General features: G+C 71.0%; 24 protein-coding genes, 1 tRNA gene and 1 other RNA gene. 8 read left to right on the top strand and 18 right to left on the bottom strand.

Annotation, left to right across the window (positions count from 1 at the left end):
* Positions 1-13: 13 nt before the first annotated feature.
* Genes ilvD through otsA form a run of 3 tightly spaced genes read right to left on the bottom strand, consistent with a single transcriptional unit; the run spans position 14 to position 3,981 of the window.
* Positions 14-1,732, bottom strand: coding sequence for a dihydroxy-acid dehydratase (ilvD, locus tag BW982_RS00760; protein WP_076490210.1), 1,719 nt, complete (start codon positions 1,730-1,732; stop codon positions 14-16).
* A gap of 9 nt (positions 1,733-1,741) precedes the next feature.
* Complete coding sequence (gene otsB / locus BW982_RS18445) at positions 1,742-2,521, bottom strand: trehalose-phosphatase (RefSeq protein ID WP_076490209.1); 780 nt, start codon at positions 2,519-2,521, stop codon at positions 1,742-1,744.
* The gene (gene otsA, locus BW982_RS18440; RefSeq protein WP_076490208.1) at positions 2,518-3,981 is read right to left on the bottom strand and encodes an alpha,alpha-trehalose-phosphate synthase (UDP-forming); all 1,464 of its coding nucleotides are present in this window, start codon (positions 3,979-3,981) and stop codon (positions 2,518-2,520) included. Before otsA ends, otsB begins: the two co-directional genes overlap by 4 nt.
* Before the next feature lie 245 nt (positions 3,982-4,226).
* On the opposite strand from otsA, the gene BW982_RS00745 reads away from it, so the two are divergent.
* The gene (locus BW982_RS00745; RefSeq protein ID WP_076490207.1) at positions 4,227-4,481 is read left to right on the top strand and encodes a hypothetical protein; all 255 of its coding nucleotides are present in this window, start codon (positions 4,227-4,229) and stop codon (positions 4,479-4,481) included.
* A 55-nt stretch (positions 4,482-4,536) separates the two neighbouring features.
* On the opposite strand, the gene BW982_RS00740 is transcribed toward BW982_RS00745, so the two are convergent.
* Genes BW982_RS00740 through BW982_RS00730 form a run of 3 tightly spaced genes read right to left on the bottom strand, consistent with a single transcriptional unit; the run spans position 4,537 to position 7,149 of the window.
* Positions 4,537-5,724: an acetyl-CoA C-acetyltransferase gene (locus BW982_RS00740; RefSeq protein WP_076490206.1), complete on the bottom strand. Its 1,188-nt coding sequence runs from the start codon at positions 5,722-5,724 to the stop codon at positions 4,537-4,539.
* Positions 5,721-6,374: a 3-oxoacid CoA-transferase subunit B gene (locus BW982_RS00735; RefSeq protein ID WP_175611001.1), complete on the bottom strand. Its 654-nt coding sequence runs from the start codon at positions 6,372-6,374 to the stop codon at positions 5,721-5,723. The genes BW982_RS00740 and BW982_RS00735 overlap by 4 nt, the downstream gene beginning before the upstream one ends.
* A gap of 1 nt (position 6,375) precedes the next feature.
* Complete coding sequence (locus tag BW982_RS00730) at positions 6,376-7,149, bottom strand: CoA transferase subunit A (protein ID WP_076490205.1); 774 nt, start codon at positions 7,147-7,149, stop codon at positions 6,376-6,378.
* Between the two features lie 103 nt (positions 7,150-7,252).
* On the opposite strand from BW982_RS00730, the gene BW982_RS00725 reads away from it, so the two are divergent.
* The 3 genes from BW982_RS00725 to BW982_RS00715 are packed head-to-tail and all read left to right on the top strand — an operon-like array spanning position 7,253 to position 9,751.
* Positions 7,253-8,053, top strand: a complete 801-nt coding sequence (locus BW982_RS00725; protein ID WP_076490204.1) for an IclR family transcriptional regulator — start codon at positions 7,253-7,255, stop codon at positions 8,051-8,053.
* Between the two features lie 40 nt (positions 8,054-8,093).
* Positions 8,094-8,528: a MarR family winged helix-turn-helix transcriptional regulator gene (locus BW982_RS00720; protein ID WP_076490203.1), complete on the top strand. Its 435-nt coding sequence runs from the start codon at positions 8,094-8,096 to the stop codon at positions 8,526-8,528.
* Positions 8,525-9,751 carry an MFS transporter gene (locus BW982_RS00715; protein WP_076490202.1) on the top strand — a complete coding sequence of 409 codons (1,227 nt, stop codon included), beginning with the start codon at positions 8,525-8,527 and terminating at the stop codon, positions 9,749-9,751. Before BW982_RS00720 ends, BW982_RS00715 begins: the two co-directional genes overlap by 4 nt.
* Before the next feature lie 70 nt (positions 9,752-9,821).
* Here BW982_RS00715 and BW982_RS00710 read toward each other — a convergent pair whose 3' ends face one another.
* From BW982_RS00710 to BW982_RS00670, 9 genes are all read right to left on the bottom strand, one after another.
* A complete protein-coding gene (locus tag BW982_RS00710; RefSeq protein WP_076490201.1) occupies positions 9,822-10,400 on the bottom strand; it encodes a TIGR00725 family protein in 579 nt (192 codons plus the stop codon).
* Positions 10,397-11,365, bottom strand: a complete 969-nt coding sequence (locus tag BW982_RS00705; protein ID WP_076490200.1) for a carbohydrate kinase family protein — start codon at positions 11,363-11,365, stop codon at positions 10,397-10,399. Before BW982_RS00705 ends, BW982_RS00710 begins: the two co-directional genes overlap by 4 nt.
* Positions 11,362-12,333 carry a nucleoside hydrolase gene (locus BW982_RS00700; protein ID WP_076490199.1) on the bottom strand — a complete coding sequence of 324 codons (972 nt, stop codon included), beginning with the start codon at positions 12,331-12,333 and terminating at the stop codon, positions 11,362-11,364. The genes BW982_RS00705 and BW982_RS00700 overlap by 4 nt, the downstream gene beginning before the upstream one ends.
* A gap of 80 nt (positions 12,334-12,413) precedes the next feature.
* A complete protein-coding gene (locus BW982_RS00695) occupies positions 12,414-13,598 on the bottom strand; it encodes a hypothetical protein (RefSeq protein ID WP_217693659.1) in 1,185 nt (394 codons plus the stop codon).
* Between the two features lie 238 nt (positions 13,599-13,836).
* Complete coding sequence (locus BW982_RS00690; RefSeq protein WP_076490198.1) at positions 13,837-14,589, bottom strand: GntR family transcriptional regulator; 753 nt, start codon at positions 14,587-14,589, stop codon at positions 13,837-13,839.
* 151 nt (positions 14,590-14,740) lie between these two features.
* Entirely contained in the window at positions 14,741-16,057 is a 1,317-nt protein-coding gene (locus BW982_RS00685) for an SGNH/GDSL hydrolase family protein (protein ID WP_076490197.1), read from the bottom strand.
* A gap of 107 nt (positions 16,058-16,164) precedes the next feature.
* On the bottom strand, positions 16,165-17,043 hold the full coding sequence (locus BW982_RS00680; RefSeq protein WP_254845503.1) for an alpha/beta hydrolase: 879 nt from the start codon (positions 17,041-17,043) through the stop codon (positions 16,165-16,167).
* The gene (locus BW982_RS18435) at positions 17,040-17,561 is read right to left on the bottom strand and encodes an NUDIX hydrolase (RefSeq protein WP_076490195.1); all 522 of its coding nucleotides are present in this window, start codon (positions 17,559-17,561) and stop codon (positions 17,040-17,042) included. Before BW982_RS18435 ends, BW982_RS00680 begins: the two co-directional genes overlap by 4 nt.
* Positions 17,562-17,651: 90 nt before the next feature.
* Positions 17,652-17,727: transfer RNA gene (locus tag BW982_RS00670), tRNA-Lys, on the bottom strand.
* A gap of 103 nt (positions 17,728-17,830) precedes the next feature.
* Here BW982_RS00670 and BW982_RS00665 point away from each other — a divergent pair.
* Together BW982_RS00665 and BW982_RS00660 are read left to right on the top strand one after the other, a co-directional pair.
* On the top strand, positions 17,831-18,667 hold the full coding sequence (locus BW982_RS00665) for an inositol monophosphatase family protein (RefSeq protein ID WP_076490194.1): 837 nt from the start codon (positions 17,831-17,833) through the stop codon (positions 18,665-18,667).
* The gene (locus BW982_RS00660; RefSeq protein ID WP_076490193.1) at positions 18,667-19,236 is read left to right on the top strand and encodes a hypothetical protein; all 570 of its coding nucleotides are present in this window, start codon (positions 18,667-18,669) and stop codon (positions 19,234-19,236) included. Before BW982_RS00665 ends, BW982_RS00660 begins: the two co-directional genes overlap by 1 nt.
* Here BW982_RS00660 and BW982_RS00655 read toward each other — a convergent pair.
* A complete protein-coding gene (locus BW982_RS00655) occupies positions 19,227-19,481 on the bottom strand; it encodes a hypothetical protein (RefSeq protein WP_076490192.1) in 255 nt (84 codons plus the stop codon). The two genes, BW982_RS00660 and BW982_RS00655, sit on opposite strands and share 10 nt — an antisense overlap.
* A gap of 60 nt (positions 19,482-19,541) precedes the next feature.
* On the opposite strand from BW982_RS00655, the gene BW982_RS00650 reads away from it, so the two are divergent.
* Entirely contained in the window at positions 19,542-20,081 is a 540-nt protein-coding gene (locus BW982_RS00650) for a YaeQ family protein (RefSeq protein WP_076490191.1), read from the top strand.
* 51 nt (positions 20,082-20,132) lie between these two features.
* On the opposite strand, the gene ssrA is transcribed toward BW982_RS00650, so the two are convergent.
* Positions 20,133-20,502, bottom strand: a transfer-messenger RNA (tmRNA) gene (ssrA, locus tag BW982_RS00645).
* 131 nt (positions 20,503-20,633) lie between these two features.
* Between ssrA and BW982_RS00640 the strand changes: the two genes are divergently transcribed.
* Entirely contained in the window at positions 20,634-21,281 is a 648-nt protein-coding gene (locus tag BW982_RS00640) for an SIMPL domain-containing protein (RefSeq protein ID WP_076490190.1), read from the top strand.
* 3 nt (positions 21,282-21,284) lie between these two features.
* On the opposite strand, the gene smpB is transcribed toward BW982_RS00640, so the two are convergent.
* Complete coding sequence (gene smpB, locus BW982_RS00635) at positions 21,285-21,761, bottom strand: SsrA-binding protein SmpB (RefSeq protein WP_022878410.1); 477 nt, start codon at positions 21,759-21,761, stop codon at positions 21,285-21,287.
* Positions 21,762-21,765 lie beyond the last annotated feature (4 nt).

Below are 21,765 nucleotides of genomic sequence, written 5' to 3'. Positions count from 1 at the left end.
AGGGGGACGGCCGTCAGCCCGTGACCGCGCCCTCCGCGGCGGAGTGCACGAGCTTGGAGTACTTGGCCAGAACGCCACGGGTATAGCGCGGGGGAAGCGGTTCCCAGCCTTCGCGGCGGGAACTCAGCTCGGCGTCATCGACGATCAAGTCGAGAGTGCGAGCGGCGATATCGACCCGTATCAGATCACCATCGCGCACGAAGGCGATAGGACCTGCGTCCACCGCTTCGGGAGCTATGTGGCCGATGCAGAGGCCGGTTGTGCCGCCTGAGAATCGACCGTCCGTCAAGAGTAGTACATCTTTTCCGAGCCCCGCGCCCTTGATGGCCGCGGTGATGGCGAGCATCTCCCGCATACCCGGGCCGCCCTTGGGGCCTTCGTAGCGGATCACGATGACGTCGCCGGCGTTGATCTCTCCGGCCTCGAGGGCATCCATGGCGCCGCGCTCGCGCTCGAACACCCGCGCGGGTCCCTCGAACACCGAGGCGTCGAAGCCCGCGGTCTTCACGACCGCACCTTCCGGAGCGAGCGATCCGTGCAGGACCGTGATGCCGCCGGTGGCGTGGATCGGGTCGTCGAAGCGGTGGATGACGTTGCCGTCCACCGGGTCGGGGTTCAGGTCGGCGAGGTTCTCGGCCAGGGTCTTCCCCGTGACGGTGAGCGCGTCGCCGTGCAGGAGGCCCTCGTCGAGCATCGCCTTCATGATGACCGGGATGCCGCCGTGACGGTCGACGTCGTTCATGACGTACTTGCCGAACGGCTTCATGTCGGCGACGTGCGGCACCTTGTCACCGATGCGGTTGAAGTCGTGCAGCGACAGTTCGACCTCGGCCTCGTTGGCGATGGCCAGCAGGTGGAGCACGACATTGGTCGAGCCGCCGAGGGCCATCGCCAGCGCGATGGCGTTCTCGAACGCCTCTTTAGTGAGGATGTCGCGCGTCGTGATTCCCTGACGCAGCAGGTTCACCACGGCCTCGCCCGAGCGGTGGGCGAAGTAGTCGCGACGGCGGTCGGCCGACGGCGGGGCGGCCGAGCCGGGGAGGCTGAGACCGAGCGCTTCGGCGACGGAGGCCATCGTGTTGGCGGTGTACATGCCACCGCACGCGCCCTCGCCCGGGGCGATCGCGCACTCGATGCGCTTGAGGTCGGCCTCGCTCATCTTGCCCGCGAGGCACGCGCCCACGGCCTCGAACGAGTCGATGATCGTGACGTCTTTCTCGGTGCCGTCGCTGAGCTTGACCCAGCCCGGCGCGATGGAGCCGGCGTAGAGGAAGACGCTGGAGAGGTCGAGACGGGCGGATGCCATGAGCATGCCGGGGATCGACTTGTCGCAGCCGGCGAGCAGCACCGAGCCGTCGAGGCGCTCGGCCATCATGACGGTCTCGACCGAGTCGGCGATGACCTCGCGGGAGACGAGCGAGAAGTGCATTCCCTCGTGCCCCATCGAGATGCCGTCCGAGACGGAGATGGTGCCGAACTGCAGCGGGTAGCCGCCGCCGGCGTGCACGCCCTCTTTCGCGCCCTGGGCCAGACGGTCGAGGCTCAGGTTGCAGGGAGTGATCTCGTTCCAGCTGGAGGCGATGCCGATCTGGGGCTTGTCCCAGTCCTCGTCGCCCATGCCGACGGCACGGAGCATGCCTCGGGACGTGGTGGCTTCGATGCCGTCGGTGACGACGCGACTGCGGGGCTTGATGTCGAACTCACCGGTGTTCGGATTCTGCGGAGCGGGCATTCTCGCAGTCTATTGCGCGTGGGCGACACGCTGATGCGCGACCGCCTCCAACACATCGACGAGCCCGTCGATGTCGGCGACCTTGAGGGCCGCGACGGTGGCACCGGTGCCGACGTGGATGCCGAGATCCCCCGTCGCGAGGGCGCCGAGGGCGTCCTCGTCCGTGACGTCGTCGCCGGCGAAGATCACCGCGGTCGCCCCGGTCCGCTCGCGAAGACGCGCGACGGCGGAGTCCTTGCCCTCGTGGCGGAAGGCGAACTCGAGGATGTCGTGGCCGGTGCGCCGCCGCCAGTCCGGGGCCTCCTCGGCGACGAGGCGATCCGCGAGACCACGCGCCTCCTCCGTCGCCTCGGCATCCGCCCGCCGCGTGTGCACGCCCACGCCGAACTCCTTCGGCTCGATCCACACGCCGTCGAGGTGGCCGACGCCGTCGGAGATCGTCGCCTGGAGGCGGTCGCGCAGCGCGAGGTCGTCGGCATCGTCGGCCGCCGCCTCCTCCCCCGCGCCCGGCGTCCAGAACTGCGCCCCGTGCGACGCGGCGAGCCACACGGGCGACGCGTCATCGTGCTCGGCGATCTCGCGGAGATGCCCGAGCGAACGCCCGGACACCAGGGCGACGACCGTGTCCGGCAGAGCCGCCAGGGCATCGACGGCGGCGCGGGCGCGCGGGGTCATGCGCGCGGTCATCGGGTCGTCGACGAGGGGCGCGAGGGTTCCGTCGAAGTCGAGTGCGACGAGGAGGACGGGGGTCGTCGAGACCGCCTCGAGCGCGGCGTCGGCGGCGGTCACGAGGCATCCCGAGGCTCGTCGACGGACGCATCCACTTCGGCGGCCGCCGAGGCGCTGGATGCGCGGTCGTGGAACGCCGAGAGGGCTTCGAGGAATTCGCGCGACCAGTCTTCGACGTCGTGGTCGCGGACCCGCTTGCGCAGGGCGCGCATGCGGCGCCCCTGCTCGGCGGAGGGCATCTCCAGCGCCCGCACGATCGTGTCCTTGAGTCCGTCGATGTCGTGGGGATTGATCAGCAGTGCGCTGCCCATCTCGTCCGCCGCACCGGCGAACTCGCTGAGCACGAGGACACCGCGGTTGTCGATGCGGCTCGCGACATACTCCTTGGCGACGAGGTTCATGCCGTCGCGGAGCGCCGTGACGAGCATCACGTCGGCGGCGAGGTACAGCGCGACCATCTCCTCGCGCGGATACGACTGGTGGAGGTACCGGATCGCGGTGTGCGTGGTGCTGTCGTGGTCGCCGTTGATGCGTCCGACCGTCATCTCGATCTCGTCGCGCAACTGCACGTAGGCGTCGACGCGCTCGCGACTCGGGCTCGCGACCTGGACCAGAGTGGCATCCTCGACCGTGGCCCGACCGTCCTCGAGGAGCTCGCCCCACGCCTTGAGGCGGTGGCGGATGCCCTTGGTGTAGTCCAGGCGATCGACACCGAGCAGGATCTTGCGCGGGTTGCCGAGACCTTCGCGGATCTCGCGTGCCCGCTGCTGGATCTCGGGGCGCTGCGCCATCTCGACGTACGACTCCGCGTCGATCGAGATCGGGAACGCCCTGGCCAGCGCGACGCGCGTGCCGCCCTCGCCGTCCGGCACCGAGATCCCGCTCGCCTTGGTCTCGTACCGCAGCTGACGCCGGACGGCGCGCGCGAAGTTGCCGGCATCCGCCACGCGCTGGAATCCGATGACGTCCGCGCCGAGGAGGCCCTCGAGCACCTGCTTGCGCCACGGAAGCTGCGAGTAGAGGCCGTAGGCGGGGAACGGGATGTGGTGGAAGTAGCCGATCGTGAGGTCGGGCCGGAGCTCGCGCAGCATCTTCGGCACGAGTTGCAGCTGATAGTCCTGGACCCACACGATCGCCTCGTCGGCGGCGGCCGCGGCCGCCGCCTCGGCGAAGCGTCGGTTCACGCGGACGTAGGCGTCCCACCACGCCCGCTTGTAGGTGGGCTCGGCGATCACGTCGTGGTACAGCGGCCAGATCGTGTCGTTGGAGAAGCCCTCGTAGTAGTGCTGCACGTCGGCCGCCGACAGCTCGACCGGCACCAGGTGCGTCCCGTCGAAGTCGAAGGGCTCGAGGGCCACGTCGGGCTGACCGGCCCATCCGACCCACGCTCCCTCGGCGCGGCGCATGACCGGCTCGAGGGCGGTGACGAGACCGCCGGGCGAGCGCCGCCATCCCTCCCCGTCGGGGGTGCGATCCACCGGCAGACGATTGGCGACGACGACGAAATCGGCCTGGGGCACAGGTCCTCCTCGGTAGCTTGCTCTCAGGCTAACAGTGGGGTGAAGGCGTTCCCCGAGGCGGCCGGAATGCGCTACTCACCGCGCGGTGCCCCCCACCGACCCGCGAGAAACGGCGTCTGCGGCGAGACATGGGACGGCGGCGCGTTTCTCGCCGCAGACGCCGTTTATCGCTGAGAGGGCGGGCAGGGCGAGGGCATCTGTCAAGGCGACCGCACGCGGTGGGCGCACATCGCTAGGTTGGGGGCATGCGCCAGTACATCTTCGGAACGGGTCTCCTCAGCGCCATCACCGGCGGCGTCACGCTCCTGCGCGGTCTCCGCGAACACGAGGAGTTCACGTGGCGCACGGCTCTGGCGTGGCTCAGCTGGGGCATCACGCTCGCCCTCGCGATCGGCGCGGTCGTCGACACCCGGCGAGCCCGGCGCGGACGCAACGTCGCCGGCGACTCGCCCGTCGCCCGCAAGCAGCAGAAGCTGCTCAAGAAGCGCCTCGCCCGCTGACGACACGACGGATGCCGCGACCCGGAGGTCGCGGCATCCGTGTGCCCGGGCCGGGTCAGCGCGTGAGGATCAGCGCGTCCCCCTGGCCGCCGCCACCGCAGAGGGCGACCGCGGCGGTGCCGCTCCCCCTGCGCACGAGCTCGTGCACCGCGTGCACGACGAGACGGTTGCCGGAGGCGCCGATCGGGTGACCGATCGCGATACCGCCGCCATGGGGGTTCACGACGTCGTCGGAGAGTCCGAGCTCGGCCTGCGATCGCGCGACCACGGCACCGAAGGCCTCGTTGATCTCGACGTGATCCAGGTCGGATGCCACGATCCCCTGCTTCTCGAGGGCGCGGGCGATCGCGCGGGCCGGCTGGGCGTGCAGCGAATTGTCGGGACCGGCGACCTGCCCTGCCGCACCGACGACCGCGAGGACGTCCCAGCCGTGCTCGTGGGCGACCGCGCGCGTGGTGACGACCACGGCGGACGCCCCGTCGGAGATCTGCGAAGCGTTGCCGGCCGTGATGGAGCCGCCCTCCGCGAAGGCGGGTCGGAGCTTCGCGAGCGTCTCGACGGTCGTCTCGGGTCGGATCCCCTCGTCGGACGCGACGACCACCGGCTCGCCTCGGCGCTGCGGGATCGAGACCGGCACGATCTCGGCCTCGAACACGCCCGCCTCCTGCGCGGCGGCGGCACGCTGGTGCGACCGGGCGGCGACGGCATCCTGAGCCTCCCGGGTGACGTCGTACCGGACGTTCGCGCGCTCGGTCGAGGCACCCATGCTCTCGCGGTCGTACGCGTCGGTGAGGCCGTCGTACGCCATGTGGTCGAGGACCTCGATCGAGCCGTAGGCGTAGCCCTCGCGCGAGTTCATCATCAGGTGCGGCGCGCGCGTCATCGACTCCATGCCCGCGGCCACCACGACGGTCGCGTCGCCGAGCCGGAGCATGCGGGCCGCGTCGATGATCGCGGTGAGCCCTGAGAGGCAGACCTTGTTGACGGTCGCGGCGTGCACGTCCCACCCGATGCCGGCGGCGATCGCGGCCTGGCGGGCGGCGTTCTGTCCCGCACCGGCCTGCAGCACCTGACCGACGAGCACGGCGTCCACCGCGTCGGCGGGGATGCCGCCCCGCTCGAGCGCGCCCGAGATGGCGGCGGCACCGAGCTGCGCGGCGGTCAGTGGCGCGAGCTGTCCCTTCAGGCGCCCCTGCGGGGTGCGGGCAGCGGCAACGATGACGACGTCGGTGGCGGAGGTCATGCGATCTGCTCCTCGGGGATGCGGACGGTGAGCGGGGGTTCGGTGGCGGCGACGACCTCGTCGACCGTGACACCGGGAGCGGTTTCGACGAGCACGAGCCCGTCGGGGGTGACGTCGATGACGGCGAGGTCGGTGATGATGCGGTCGACCACACCGCGACCGGTCAGCGGGAGCGAGCACGCGTCGACGATCTTCGGCGAGCCGTCGCGGGCGACGTGCTCCATCAGCACGATGACGCGCGCCGCTCCGTGCACGAGGTCCATCGCGCCGCCCGGACCCTTGACCATCTTGCCGGGGATCATCCAGTTCGCCAGATCTCCGGATGCCGAGACCTGCATGGCCCCGAGGATCGCCGCGTCGATCTTCCCCCCGCGGATCATGCCGAAGCTCAGCGCGGAGTCGAAGAACGCGGCGCCCGGGAGGGTCGTGACCGTCTCCTTCCCGGCGTTGATGAGGTCGGCATCCACCGCGTCCTCCCTCGGGTAGGGCCCGACGCCGAGGATGCCGTTCTCGGACTGCAGCACGACCGTGACCCCGTCGGGCACGTGATTGGGGACGAGGGTCGGAAGACCGATGCCGAGGTTGACGTACGAACCGTCGGCGAGTTCGCGGGCCGCACGCGCGGCCATCTCGATGCGGGTGAGGGCCATGTCAGCGGGCTCCTTCGGTGACGGTGCGCTTCTCGATGCGCTTCTCGATGTCGGGACCGACCTCGACGAGGCGGTGGACGAAGACGCCGGGCAGGTGCACGTCGTCCGGGTCGATCTCGCCCGGCTCGACGAGGTGCTCGACCTGCGCGATGCACACGCGACCGGCCATCGCGGCGAGCGGGTTGAAGGCGCGCGCGGCCTTGCGGAAGACGAGGTTGCCGTGCCGGTCGCCCTTCCAGGCGTGGACGAGCGAGAAGTCGGTGCGGATCGCCTCCTCGAGGACGAACTCGCGCGGTTCGCCACCGACGTCGAAGGTGCGGACGTCCTTGACCGGGGATGCCACGGCGACACCGCCCGCCCCGTCGTACCGCTGCGGCAGGCCGCCCTCGGCCACCTGGGTCCCGACGCCGGTCTGCGTGTAGAACGCGGCGATGCCCGAGCCGCCCGCGCGCAGCTTCTCGGCGAGCGTGCCCTGGGGCGTCAGCTCGAGCTCGAGCTCGCCGGAGAGGAACTGCCGCTCGAACTCCTTGTTCTCGCCGACGTACGACGAGGTCATCTTTCGGATGCGACCGGCCCCGAGCAGGATGCCGAGCCCCCAGTCGTCGACGCCGCAGTTGTTGGACACGACGGAGAGGTCACGGGTGCCCTGCGCGAGCAGCGCCTCGATGAGGGCGATGGGGTTGCCGGAGAGGCCGAAGCCGCCCACCGCGAGCGATGCCCCGTCGGGGATGTCGGCCACGGCGTCGCTCGCCGAGGGCCAGGTCTTGTCGATCACGCGGACTCCTTCGTGCTGGATCGGTGTTCTCATCGTGCGCCCGCCCTCCGCCCGGGGTCGCGGTCCGTCTTGCCATGTGGATGCCAGCCCGCGTAGCGTCCACATGGTGGACACCGCCCCCACCTCCCCCGCACGCTCCGCCGTCCCCGGCACCCAGGCGATCGCCCGCGCCGCGCATCTTCTTCGGCTCGTGACGGCCGCCGGAACCGAGGGGGCCGCGGTGCTCGATCTCGCCCGCCAGGCCGATCTCACCCGCCCCACCGCGCATCGGCTGCTGTCGGCGCTCCGGCAGGAAGGGCTCGTCGACCGCGATGAGGAGAGCGGCCGCTGGCTGCCCGGCCCCGAGCTGTACCTGATGGGCACGGTCGCGGCATCCCGGTTCGACGTGACCGCGCTCGCCCGCGACATCGTGCGCTCGCTCGCGGTGCGCACCGAGGAGAGCGCGTTCCTGTCCGTGCGCCGGGGCGATGAGACCGTATGCCTCGTGCGCGAGGACGGCAGCTTCCCGATCCGCTCGTTCGTGCTGTCGGAGGGCGTGCGGTTCCCGCTCGGGGTGGCATCCGCGGGTCTCGCGATCCTCGCGTTCCTGCCGCCCGACGAGGTCGACGCCTACCTCGCACGCCACGCCGACCTCTCCGACCGCTGGGGCGCGGCGCATTCCCCCGCGCGTCTGCGCACCCGCGTGGCGGAGACGAAGGCGCGCGGCTACGCCCTGAACCCCGGGCTCATCGTCGAGGGGAGCTGGGGCATCGGGGCGGCGGTGTTCACGCGCACCGGCGAGCCGCAGTGGGCCCTGAGCCTCACCGGAGTGGAGTTCCGCTTCGGCGGTGAGCGTCTCGCGGAACTCGGCCGCATCCTGCTCGCGCACGCGCATCAGCTGTCGACGCGCATCGCCGGACGGTGAATCAATACCCACGGTATATATCAGGGGTATACTTTGGGGAATGACCCGCGATGATGATCTCCAGAGACTGATCCTCGCGGTGCACGCCCTCGCGCGCATCGCAGCCCTCGACACGCAGAACGACGCGCCCGCCGCGCAGTGGCGCACGCTGAAGCTGCTGCGCGAGCACGGCCCGCAGCGGGTGGGCGACCTCGCGACACTGAGTCGCGTCTCGCAGCCCGGCATGACCCGGCTCGTGCACCAGATGGAATCCGCGGGGCTCGTGGCCCGCGGCATCCACGCCGACGACTCACGGGTGAGCGTCGTGTCGGCCACCGAGGAGGGCCTGCGCGAACTCGACCGCTGGCTCGCGGCGCTGAGCGCCGCCCTCGCCCCACACGTCGCCGACCTCACGGATGCCGAGTGGGATGCCGTCCGTACCAGCGCCGACGCCCTCGCCCTCCGCGTCGGCATGCAGCCGGAGCTCGCCCGATGAGCGGCGCCACCACCCCCAGCATCTGGAAGCAGCCGGCGCAGGTGTGGGCCGTCGCGTTCGCCTGCGTCGTGGCCTTCATGGGCATCGGCCTCGTCGATCCAATCCTCCCGGCCATCGCGGAGTCGCTGCAGGCCTCGCCCGTGGAGACCGAGCTGCTGTTCACCAGCTACCTCGTCGTGACCGGCCTCGCGATGCTCGTCACGAGCTGGATCTCCAGCCGGATCGGCGCCAAGGCGACCCTCCTCGTCGGGCTCGCGCTCATCGTGGTGTTCGCCCTCCTCTGCGCCCTCAGCGGCAGCGTCGACGCCGTCATCGGCTTCCGTGCCGGGTGGGGCCTGGGCAATGCGCTGTTCATCTCCACGGCGCTCGCGACGATCGTCGGCGCCGCCTCCGGCGGTAGCTCGGCCGCGATCATCCTGTACGAGGCCGCCCTGGGTCTCGGCATCGCGGTCGGCCCGCTCCTCGGCGGCATCCTCGGCGAGGCGAGCTGGCGCGGCCCGTTCTTCGGCGTGGTCGTGCTCATGGCGATCGCGTTCGTCGCGGTCGCGGTGCTGCTGCGCGGCCCCTCTCCGGCCCGCACGCCGATCCCGTTCAGCGCGCCGTTCCGCGCGCTCGGCCGCCCGGCCCTGGCAATCCTCGCCGCGACCGCGCTGTTCTACAACATCGGCTTCTTCACACTGCTGGCGTTCTCGCCCTTCCCGCTCGGGTTCGGGGCGATGGGCATCGGGCTGACGTTCTTCGGGTGGGGCGTGGCGCTCGCGATCACGAGCGTCTGGGTGGCCCCGATCCTGCTGCGACGGATGCGGCTGACCTCCGTGCTGCTATTGGCACTGCCGCTGCTGGCCGTCGTCCTTCTCGTCGCGGCGTTCGTCGTGGACTCCCCGGCCGGCCTGGTGGCGTGCATCGTCGCGGGCGGTCTCGTGCTGGGCGTCGTCAACACCGCGTTGACCGAGGCCGTCATGGAGGCCACCTACCTGCCGCGTTCGGTCGCGTCGTCGGCCTACTCCGCGGTGCGCTTCCTCGGCGGCGCGGTCGCTCCGCCCCTCGCGGCCTTCCTGTGGCACGCAGCGGGAGCCGGCGTGCCGTACCTCGTGGCCGCGGCCTCGGTGGTCATCGCCGCCGGATGCATCCTGTTCGGCCGCAGCACCCTCGCGCACGTCGACCGGGCACACCCGACCGCCGCCGACGAAGGCGCCGCCGTCCTGGTGGGCGACGCGGCCTGACGACCCTCCCACATCGACGCGCCCGGCCCCGACCTCGAGTCGGCGGCCGGGCGCGGACGCGTACGCGGCGTCAGCCCGCCGCGGAACCCCGATGGAACGGCAGGGTGGTGGAGGAGCGCGGTTCGGCCGCCCGCCGCAGAGCCTCGTCCACCGCGTGCTCCGGCGTCGACGCGAAGCTCAGCGCGACGGAGCGTCGCTCGTCGAGCCACCGATCGTCGTGGAGCACCGGACGGATGCGATCCGCCCAGCCCCCCGTCCCCGTGACGGCCACGACGGGCGTGCCGAAGTCGTACGCGATGGTGAGTTCGTTGAGCGTTCCCGCTCCCCCGCCGATCATGATCACGGCGTCGCAGACCCGCGGCGTCAGAAGGTTGCGGACGGTGCCCATGCCGGTCGGAAAGGCGACGTCCACGAACTCGCTGGCGCGCGACCGATCGGCGTCGGGCAGGAACCCGATCGTGAGCCCGCCCGCCTCGCGCGCCCCCCGCGACGCCCCGGCCATGACCCCCGTGGTTCCCCCGCTGACGAGCACCGCACCGGCCTCCGCAATCCCGCGACCCACACGCGAGGCCGCGTCGATGATGTCGACACGGCTCCCCTCGACCGTGTCGCCGGCGCTCCCGATGATCCCGATCACGAGTGCGCTCACATCTCCTCCACTCGTGCCGCGATGAAGCGGCGGCGTCGTTCGACGTCGTCGTGCGCGATCCGCGACAGCTCCAGCGGCGTGCGGGCAGCGGTGGCGAACGAGGCCGCCGCGGCCCCGGCGACGACGGCGGCGACCAGATCGCCCGTACCCGCGAGGGTCGCGGCGCACGCTCCCCCGAACACGTCGCCGGCGCCGGTCGCATCGAACGCGTCGGGATCAGGGAACACGGGGACGTGCCAGCGACCCCGACCGGTCGAGATCACCGCGCCGCGGGATCCGCACTTCAGTACGACGGCCCGCGCACCCCAGCCGTGGAACAGCGACGGCAGGTCGCGCTCGGGGACGTCCGGAAGGAACACCGCGGCATCCGACGTGCTCGGCAGGAAGACATCGACGTCGGGAAGGACATCGCGGAGAGCGGCGCTGCCGTCCCGCGCGATCTCGGTCCGGTCCGGGCAGTCGAGCACCACGCACCCGTCGCCTCGAGCTACGGCCACGATCTCGCGCAGTCGACGAGCGGGCAGCAGCCCCAGGTACCAGGAATCCGCGTGCGCGGCGGCCAGATCCGCGGGGGTCGGCAGGGTCGCGAGCAGCAGATCCTCACGATCGGTGGTGTCGAGGAACCTGGCGCGGTCTTCCGGTGGAAGATCGGCGATCGCCGCGGGATCGGCCGGATGGGCTCGTGTCTCGTCCGGGCGATACGAGAAGCTCACCCGGAGACTCGGGCTGCCGGAGAGCCGCCGGATGCCGCCGATGTCGGCACCGCAGTCCCGCAGACGCTGCAGCGCCTCGTCGGGGTAGTCGTCGCCGACGACGCCGTGGACGGCGGCGGAACCTCCCGCCAACACGACGCCCAGGGCCGCCCAGAAGCCGTTCCCGCCCGGGCGGTCCACCTCGTAGGCTCCGTCGGCGAAGCGCACGGCATCCAGGCTGAAGCCCCCGACGACACGCGTGACGGCGCTCATTCCGGCACGCGCACCGGGCATTCGAAGGCCGCCCGGACGAACTGGTCGACCAGGGACCGCCGGGGTCGCATCGCGATGCGCACCACGGGACGATCGGATGCCGCGGGCTCCGGGCGTCGGTCGACCGACGTCATCCCGCGGGTGAGGCTCCCCTCGAGCTCCACGCGAACGGGAGCCTCGAGGTAATCGGCGGCGTACGGGTCGAGCGCCAGCACCGCGGCTGTCGGGTCGTGCAGCGGGAAGCCGGTGACGCCCAGGTCGCGCGCGTTGAAGTCGAGGTACTGCGGAAGCATCGCCCGCACCAGGTCGACACCCGGCGTGGACGGGGCGCGAGCGATCCGGTGCAGCTCGGCGTCGGTGATGCGGCACGCCATCGTGATGTCCAGCGGCACGAGGAGGAGGTTCCGCGCTGAGCGGAAGACGTGGTCAGCGGCCTCCGGATCATGACGGATGTTCGCCTCGGCGTGCGGAGCCATGTTTCCGGGGACGGCGACCGCACCGCCCATCACCACGATCGCGCGCAGGAGCGCATCCAGCCGCGGCTCGAGCTCGAAGGCTCGGCCGATGTTCGAAAGGGGCCCCGTCGCCAGCAGGACGAGCTCTCCGGGGCGGGCCCGCGCGAAGCGCACGATCTGCTCCGCGGCCGACTCGCCGACGATCCCCCCCGGGGGATCCTCGACGGACGCCATGCCCCCGATGCCGTCGTCTCCGTGCACGGCGGTGGCGTAGTGGACGTCCTGATTCCACGGCGCGGCCTCGCCGCGCGCCACCGGCACCGCCCCGAGACCGAGCACGTTGAGCAGTTGTCGAGCGTTTCGAGCCGCCTGCGCGGCCGAGGTGTTGCCGTGCACCGTCCCGACGGCGACGATCTCGGCACGTCCGGAGCCGGTGAGGTACAGGGTCGCCATCGAATCGTCGATACCGAAGTCCATGTCGAGGAGGAGCGGGACACGGCGGGATGTGGACATCTACGGGGCTGCTCTCTCGTGGTGGGACGGGTGGGTCGAGACGGCGGCGAGGGACCGGAGACCCTCACCGCCGCCGGATCTCACTTGCCGGTCAGGGAAGTGTCGATGAACTGACTGTCGAAGATGTCGTCCGCCTTCAGCCCGGGTTCGATCGTGACCCCCGAGGCGCCCAGGAGAGCGGTCACCTGCTCGAAACTGCTCTGCGCGCGCTCGGGAGCGAAATCCCCGATCGGAACCGAGGGGTCCGTGCCGGCCATCAGATGAAGGTTCTTCAGGATGCCCGCACCCGCCTCGGCGACGCCGGCCGAGTAGACCCAACCGGTGTCGTACTCCTCCACGAGCTTCACGATGAGGGCGTTGGTCGGTGCGGGATCGGCGAGGTAGGCCAGGGCGGAGCGCTGGAGGATCGGTACGAGCTTGGTGAGGCAGGGCGAGAGCTTCTCGAGATCCGCCGAACGGATGGAGAGGGCGTCCGGATAGACGTCGTATCCGGCGTCCTTCACGAGCTGGTACTTCACCGGCTTGTCCCACTGTGAGATCTCGTGCTCGTAGATGTACGGCTCGGAGGTCGCGAAACCGTTCTGGGCGATGCTCGGGTCGCTGACGAACCGCGCGGGGCTGCCGTCGTACGAGTCGGAGAGCTGCGACTGCTTCAGCACGCCCTTGGCGACGAGCGCCTGCGCGTACAGCCCGCCCTTCGGCACGACGACCGTGGCATCCGTCTTTCCGATGTCCGCGATCGACGTCCAGTCGGGGTGCGTCTCCGGATCCCACATGATCATCTGCGGGCTCTGCTGGCGCGTCGCGAAGACGCCGATGGTCGGCTGACTGGCCGCCCCCGCCACGCGATCCTCGGTGGGGACGCTCCCGAGCGTGATCGAGGTGTCGGTGTACATCTGCGAGGCGACGGGCTGGTAGCCGATGGCCGACCCGCCCGAGCGCACCTCGATCTGCACGCCGGTGCTCTTGCCTCCGTCGACGAGCGTTCCGGTGACGCTCTTCTTGTCAGCGTCGATGACCGCGTCGGGGCCGACGAGTCCGTAGAACGGTCCGTGGTCGACCTCGGGCTCCCACGTGGCCTGGATGACGATCATCGCCGGGCAGACGTCGGTGAGGATGCTGGCCTCATCCGCGAGAGGGATCGCGGATGCCGGTGCGGCGGGCGCCGCGCCCGAGGCACAGCCGGAGAGTGCGGCGCCGGCCACGGCGAGGATAGCGAGGGCGAAGAACGGTCGGGAGGGGCGGTGCGCGGAACCTGGAATCACGGGAGAGCCTTTCGGGTAGGCGCCGAGGGTCGATGTCGCGTTCGGCTGCGAAGCCGCGGAATGCGGCCCGAGGCGAGTGTCCCACTTGTCGGACAACTTCTCCGGACTTATCAGACAAGTTTACGAAGCCGGAACGCGCGCGAAATGCTCGGCGCGAACGCGGCCGCAGCGCGCGGCCCGACCGCGAGAGAGGAGATCGGCCCCGGGACCGTGTGTCACCGGGGCGGACGGCGTGGGATCATCCGCGCGTGACGCGGCGCACCAGGACGTTCCGCAGCTGCGCCGGCGCCGGCGTCTGCACCTCGCGACACCAGTAGGCGACCTCACGCGTCGGCCCGACCCCGCAGTAGGTGAGCTCCAGCGCCGGCGCCGTCGTCTCGAGGCCGAGAGCATCGCGTTCGTCGTCGGCGAGCATCGATGAGCCGAACCAGACCGTCTCCCACGCGACCGCCACGCCGTTCAGGCTTTCGGCGAGGTCGAAGACGGGCATCGACGGGTCGAGATCCGTCTCCAGCACCTCGGAGGCGCGGGTGTCCGTGACGGGGATCACGTCGTCCGCCATCACGTAGGGATGTCCGTCGGCGCTCCACACCTTGCGGGTACGCAGGACGCGCGTGCCGATCGGCAGATCGTGGAACTGCTCGGGGCCGTTCGGAGACCTCTCGACCACCCCGAACGCGGCGGAGACGACCCGCACGCTCGGCCGATAGCCCGCGCGAGCGATGGCCTCGAGATGGTCGCGTTGCTGATCCACGCGCGTGCCGAGCTGGTCGAGGTGGGAGTGGATGACGGTGCGCGCGCCGTGCGAGCGGTGGATGTAGCCGCGCTCCTCCAGGCGGATCAGAGCTTCGCGAACGGACGTGCGGCTGGCTCCGGTCAGTGCGGCCAGCTGGGGCTCGGACGGCATCGGACGGCGCTCCTGATCGACGCTCTTCCAGATACCGATGAGGACGTCGACGAGATGTTCGGCATCGGAACGCCCTCTCGACATCCGCACATCCTCACCGCTCGGTGGCCCGACGCGCTCAGCCTACCCGGCCGGGCACCGCGCGCCCTGTCCGACTCCGCGGGCGCAGTCCGGCAGCACACCAGGTGCCCGACCGCCCGCTGAGGGGACGACCGGGCACCTGCGTCACGCGCGACTAGCGGCGGTCGGGGCGGCGTCGGAGCGCGACCGTGACCAGCCCACCGACGAGCAGCATCACGGCGCCGATCCCGATGGCGGCCGCGACGGAGGGCGTTCCCGTCGAGGCGAGACCGGCGTGAGACGTCGGGGCGGGCGATGCGGTGGCGGCCGCGGCCGGGGTCGCCGTCGGCGATGTCGTCGGCGCGGGCGTCGCGGTCGGTTCACCGGTCGGCACCGGAGTCGGCGTGGGAGTCGGAGTGACGGTCGCCGTGGGCGTGGGCGTCGGGGTCGGCGTCGGCGTCGGATCGGGCTCCGCGAACAGCGCACGGACGGCGTCGGCCGCGTGGCCGGCCGCGAACGCCGCGCCGGAGGCGTTGGGGTGCAGGGCGCCGATCTTGACTCCCCCGAACGGCAGGCCGCTCACCGGGACGCTGTCGGGCGACAGCGTGAGGGTGATGCCGTTGACGTAGGAGTCGGCGGGGGTGCACGGGCTGTGCGCCACGGAGTCGGCCAGGAGCGAGACGTAGGTCGCACCCGCCGCCTGAGTGGCCGCGGCCATGGCGTCGTCGAGGTACGCCTGGGTGTCGTGCAGCAGCGCGACGTCGACGTCGGTGTACGGGTAGGCGTTCGTCCGGAACCCGAGTCCCTGGAACAGGCCGGAGTAGCAGCCCCCGCTCGGCGTGTGGGCCGAGTCGGGCGCGAGTGCGGGGTAGCCGATCACCACGATCTCGGCCTGCGGTGCGCGCGCGTGGATCGCGGCGATGGCCGACTGGAGCGCGGGGGCGACCGTCTGGTCGATCTGCGTCTCGAGCGTGTTGACGGGGCCCGCGGGCGTGTCGACGACGAACTGCTCCCGGCACGTCGCGTGCGTCTGCCCGTCGACACTGCCGGCCACCGGACCGGCCGCGGAGAGGGCGACGCACATCTGACCGATGTTCCAGAAGCCCAGGTCGTTTCCGCCGATGGTGAGGGTCACCAGGTCGGTGGTGGCATCCAGGGAATCGGACTGCGCCGGAGCGGTTCCGCCTGCCACGGTCTGCGGGGTGTCCACGACGTTGGCGATGACGGCGCCGCCGCACGAGCGGTCGGTGAGGGCGAACCCGAACTGTGCCGCGAGGAGGTGCGGGTAGTTCTGATCGGACTGATCGCAGCCCTGCGCGGGCTGGGTCGATGAGAGGGGCAGCCCCCACGCCGCGGCGTACGAATCGCCCAGGGCGACATAGGAGCGGCCGGTCAGATCGGGGACGGCGGCGACGGCCGGGTTGCCGGCGACGAGGAACGCCGAGAGGGCGATGGCGGCCAGAGCGGCACCGGAGACGAAGAGACGACGCATTCGGCCGACGGTAGGCGGTCGCCGCGTCGCCGAGCCCGGATCCGGCCTCCGGCCCGGCGAAGTTCACCCGCTCGACGGGCGACGGAGCACCCGCGTGTCGCCCGGGGTCAGGCGATCCGAGCGGCTTGGCACGCGGCCGCGGACACCGCGCGCGCTCCCTCCACCGACATCACGATCGAGTAGTGGTCGGTCCCGGCGGCGCGTCGTGCGTCGCGCAGGCCCGGAACGTCGCGCCGCACTCGCGCGAGGTCGGGATAGAGCGGCGGAACCTCGCCCCGCAGTCCGCGTTCGGCGGCGAGCAGCACCGTCGGGCGAGGCATCCCCGCGAGGGCACGGGCGATGTCGGCGCCGGTGTTCTGATCGAGCGAGTCGGCCTCGACGGTCTCGATCGTCGTGGCGGGCCGCCACCCGTCGTCCGCCCCGACCAGGTCGTAGGCGAAGTACGCGTCGAGCAGGGGGTCCTCGCGTCCGACGAACGCGGGATGACTCCGCCAGAAGTCCCGGTAGGCGACAGCATTCGGGAACCTCATCTCCAAACGTGCCGCCGTGGGCCCGAGAACGTGTCGCACCGCCTCGCGGGGCGGCATCCCGTCGGGGAGGTCGAGGGGCAGGCCTCCGTCGACGAGCACCACCGCCGCCGCGCGCTCGGGGTACCGGTCGGCGAAGACCGCGGACACGAACGCGCCCATGGAGTGACCGACGACGAGTGCCTGCTCGACGCCCACGGCGTCCAGGACCCTCGCCAGGTCGTCGGCGTGCGCGGCCATACCGAACGGTCCGCCCACGTCGGAGCTGCGCCCCCGCCCGCGGAGATCCGGGGCGATCAGACGCACCCCGGGGGTCTCGCGCGCGAGCCAGGCCCACGCGGGATGCGCGGCCGTGACCCCGTGCACGAGCAGCCACGGGAGGCCGTCGGCATCCGGATGCCACTCCCCCACGCGCAGCGCCCCTCCGGCGACCGCGACGTCGAACGTGCGATCGGTCACGGTTCGGCCCGAACGGCCTGCTCGAGGCTCGCCCACAGCTGCGTGAACCGCGCGTTCCACGGGGTGGCGAACACTCCGGCCTGCCAGCGACGGCGCACCTCGTCGAGGTCGACCCATTCCGCGTCGAGCACTTCCTCGGGGTCGACCACGACGGACGGTTCTTCGTCGAGACGAACGGTCCACAGGTCGAACAGGGCACGCTCCTCGACCACCCGCCCCACCCGCACGAGTTCATCCGGAAGGACGGAGATCCCCACTTCTTCGTCGAGCTCCCGTGCGGCCCCGCGACGGCTCGACTCCCCGCGCAGCGCGCTTCCGGCGGGGAACTCCCACGCGAGCGGGTAATCCTTTCCCTCGGCCCTCCGGCTCACGAGAACCCGACCGGTGGATGCCACCACGCACACGGACGCCACGATATGGAACGACCCGGCCGGCAACGGCCCGTCGCCCCTCCGGTGGAAGGTGCCGGTGGGGGTTCCCTGGACGTCGGTGACGTCCCACATCTCGTCGTCGGCCATACCGCCATCCTCGCGCGGCGGCGACGGAATCGCGAGACGCGTGGCCTGCGGGAACGGAAAAGGCCCCCACCCGTGAGGGTGAGGGCCCGGTGGTGCACCCCCTGGGACTCGAACCCAGAACCCACTGATTAAGAGTCAGTTGCTCTGCCGATTGAGCTAGAGGTGCGTTCCGTTCGGCCCGGAAAACGCGTTCCGAACCGAGGGATTACGTTACCAGGGGTGACGCGGCCTCACCAAATCGACCCAGGCACGCCGTCTATCCTGGACGCGTGTCCCCCATCGATGAGCCGCTCTCGACCGCCGCGACCTCCGACTCGTCCCTGAGCGATGACCTGGCGCTGGCGTTGCGTCTCGCCGACGCGGCCGACGCGGTCGCCATGGCGCGATTCGACGCGACCGACCTGCGGATCGACACCAAACCCGACCGCACCCACGTCACCGAGGCCGATCTCGCCACCGAACGCGCGATCCGCGAGATCCTGGATGCCGAGCGCCCCGACGACGCCATCCTCGGCGAGGAGTACGGCGTGTCCGGTGAGACGTCACGCCGGTGGGTCATCGACCCGATCGACGGTACCCACAACTACATGCGCGGCATCCCCGTGTGGGCGACCCTGATCGCGCTGAGCGTCGACGGCGTCCCGCAGGTGGGAGTGGTGAGCCAGCCCGCCCTCGGACGCCGGTGGTGGGCGTCGACCGGTCGCGGCGCGTGGACCAACGGCCGCGACGGCGAGCCCCGTCGCATCCATGTCTCGGCCGTCGACGACATCGCGCAGTCGAGCATCAGTTTCCAGAGCATCGAGCAGTGGGACGACGTCGACCTCGTGCCGACGCTCGAGCGCCTGGCGCGTGCCGTGTGGCGCGACCGCGGCTACGGCGATGCCCTGCCCTACATGTGGCTGGCCGAGGGGCGCCTCGAGCTCGTCGCCGAGTTCGGCGTGAAGGAGTACGACATCGCCGCGATCGCGCCCATCGTGCGCGAGGCCGGTGGACGCTTCTCGGCGTTCGACGGCACGGACCGTCTCGACGCGGAATCCTCGCTCGCGACCAACGGCGTGCTCCACGACGACTTCCTCGCGCTCCTGCACGACGAGGACGCCCCGTGATGCGCCGGGTCCTCGTCGCGGCCGCGCTCCTGTCGGCGCTCGCGCTCACCGCGTGCGCCCCGACCGCCGCCGCACCGGCCAGTCCTTCGGCGGCACCGACCGGCGACGACGCCGCCTCCCCGGCCACGTCCCCGACGGTCGCCCCGGATGCCGAGACCGCCGACCCGACGTGCGAGACGATCATCCTCTCGTCGACCGCCGCCGACTTCGAGAGCATCGGCTGGAAGGCGCAGAGCGAGCCGTTCCGGGTCGGAGCGACGGAGGTGCCCGACGGCATCCTGTGCAAGTGGAGCGACGGCTCCGCCACCGCGGGCACGGTTCAGATGTTCGGGTGGGCGCCGATCGACGCCACCGCCGCAGAGAAGGCCGAGAACGACCTCGTCGACTCCGGGTGGAAGCGTGAAGAGGGCACCGGCGACGAGGTCTACATCACCGAGAACCCCGACTGGCTCGCCGGGCGCGGTGCCGACGGCTACGGCATCACCTACCTCTTCGGCGATGGCTGGGTGAAGGTCGCCGACACGAAGCAGAGTCTCGTGCTCATCGACTGGCCGCCTGCTCAGCGATAGGGATTGGCCGCGTCGACGGATCCGGATGCCGCGTGCCCCTGATCCCACGCGTCGCCCCGCGCCTCGCGCTCGCGCCAGAGGCCGTCGAGCTGCAGGATCCGCTGCGACAGCGCGACCCAGTCGCTCCATCCGCCGACCGGCGCCGAGGAGCCGTCGGAGGCGACGGCGCGCCACCGCGCACCCTCGGCGTCCGGGGCGAGCTGGAACGGGCCGACGTCGATGCGCTGGGTACGGGGATCGGACATGCTCCGACGGTAGGTCGCGAGCGCAGTGGCCGGCAAGCCGGTCGCGTAGGCTCGGTCGTCGTGGCTATCGGCGCGACCATTCACACGTTCACGGTGCAGCTCTCGGACGTCGATCGCGGCGTGTACGACGAACTGCAGCTCCGGGTCGCTCGGCATCCCTCCGAGACCGACCCCTACATGCTCACGCGCGTGCTCGCGTACTGCCTCGAGTACGAGGACGGCATCGCCTTCAGCGAGGGCGTCTCCGCGACCGACGAACCCGCCGTGATGGTGCGCGACCTGACCGGGGCCCTCGTGGCCTGGATCGAGGTCGGAGCACCGGATGCCGCCCGCCTCCACACCGGCAGCATGAAGGCCGAGCGGGTCGCGGTGTACACCCACCGCGACCCCGAGAAGGTCGCCGCACCCTGGGCGGGCAAGCGGATCCACCGCGGCGACGACGTTCTGCTGCACTCGTTCGATGCGGGGTTCGTCGAGAAGATGGCGGCGGCGATCGAGCGCCGCAACACCGCGACCCTCACGCGCACCGAGGGCCGCGTGTACCTCGAGCTGAACGACGCCTCGGGCGAGAGCGACGTGCACACGCGCCCCGCGGCATAGAGAAACCCCCGCCCGCGAGATGCGGGCGAGGGTTTCTCCGGTGACGATGGTTCGTGGAGCTGGGGGGAATCGAACCCCCGTCCAACGCTGGGTCTCCGCGTTTTCTCCGGGCGCAGTCTGTGCAGACGTTCTGCTCGGCTCCGACCTTTGTCACAGACACCTAAGTCGACAAGCCCAGCCTGGGAAGAGTCCCGCGTGACGTCCAGACGCCATCACGCAGCAAGACCCCTAAATGACGCCAGGATCCGTGGCGGGGTCACACACGGTCTGACGGACTATCGGGCTCGCTTAGGCAGCGAGGGCGAAGTCAGTGCGCTTAGCATCGGCACTTATTGTTTTGCAGGGAGCGTTTACGAGATAACCCCACATCCTCGGCCCGCTTCTCGCGGGTTCGCAGGCGCTGTCGAAACCGATCAGCCCCGGGAACTCCGTGAAGGAGCGACCATCGTCACACTGTTGACTTGCCAATCGGATGCCGAAACACCCGAGCATCACAGTCTACAACGGATGCGCACCCTGGGCCATTCCGCACCACTCCCCTAGGCTCGCCGCATGAGTCAGGTCACCATCACCGTGCGGGGCGAGAGCGAAACGCGCGTCCGCGCCGAGGAAGCGGCGGTGCGCGTCACCGTGTCCACGGACGGACCCTCGCGGGGTCCCCTGGTGGAACGGGCGCAGGAGCGGGCGGCATCCGTTCAGGACGGGCTGGTCGCGCACCTGCGCTCCGGCGAGGTGTCGGAGTGGTCGAGCGCCCGCGTGTCGGTGTGGTCCGACCGTCCGTGGAACAACGAGGGCGTGCAGCTGCCGCTGGTGCACCACGCCAGCGTCGAGCTGTCGGCGACCTTCACCGACGCCGGCGCGCTGTCGTGGTGGCTCGGCGACGTCGCAGAGTCCGACGACGTGCAGGTCACGGCGGTGGACTGGCGCCTCGCGCGCGACACCCGTGTCGCGGTCGAGCGCAGGGTGGCCGCCGCAGCCGTCCAGGTCGCCGTGGACCGGGCCGCCGCCTACGCGGAGGCGCTGGGGCTGGCATCCGTCACCGCCGTCGAGATCGCGGATGCCGGACTGCTGGAATCCCGGCCGGAGGCCGCCGCATCCCGGATGATGTTCGCCAAGGCCGACACCGGTCCGTCGTTCAGCCTGCAACCGCCGGAGCTCGTCGTGAGCGCCACCGTCGAGGGGCGCTTCCTCGCCGAGTGAGGGTCACTCCCCCAGGCGGTTCTTCGTCCGCATGGCGCGTTCGGCCTCGCGCTTGTCTTCGCGCTCGCGGATCGTCTGACGCTTCTCGAACTCGCGCTTGCCCTTCGCGACCGCGATCTCGACCTTCGCGCGACCGTCCAGGAAGTACAGGCGCAGCGGGACGAGCGTGTAGCCGCCCGCGGCCACCGCGTGCGACAGCTTGACGATCTCGTCCTTGTGCAGCAGGAGCTTGCGCGTGCGCTTGGCCGAGTGGTTCGTCCAGTGCCCCTGCGAATACTCCGGGATGTGGACGGCGTCGAGGTAGGCCTGACCGCCGTCGATGTAGGCGTAACCGTCGGTGAGGTTCGCGCGCCCCTGGCGCAGCGACTTCACCTCGGTGCCCGTCAGAACCAGGCCGGCTTCGTACGTCTTCTCGATGGCGTAGTCGTGACGCGCCTTCTTGTTCGACGCGATGAGCTTCTCACCCTGCTCACGAGGCATGGTG

The sequence above is a fragment of the Microbacterium sp. RURRCA19A genome, from assembly GCF_900156455.1.
Lineage (GTDB): Bacteria > Actinomycetota > Actinomycetes > Actinomycetales > Microbacteriaceae > Microbacterium.
The sequence above is the reverse complement of the archived record's forward strand: the minus strand, read 5'-3'. Positions and strand labels throughout refer to the sequence as shown.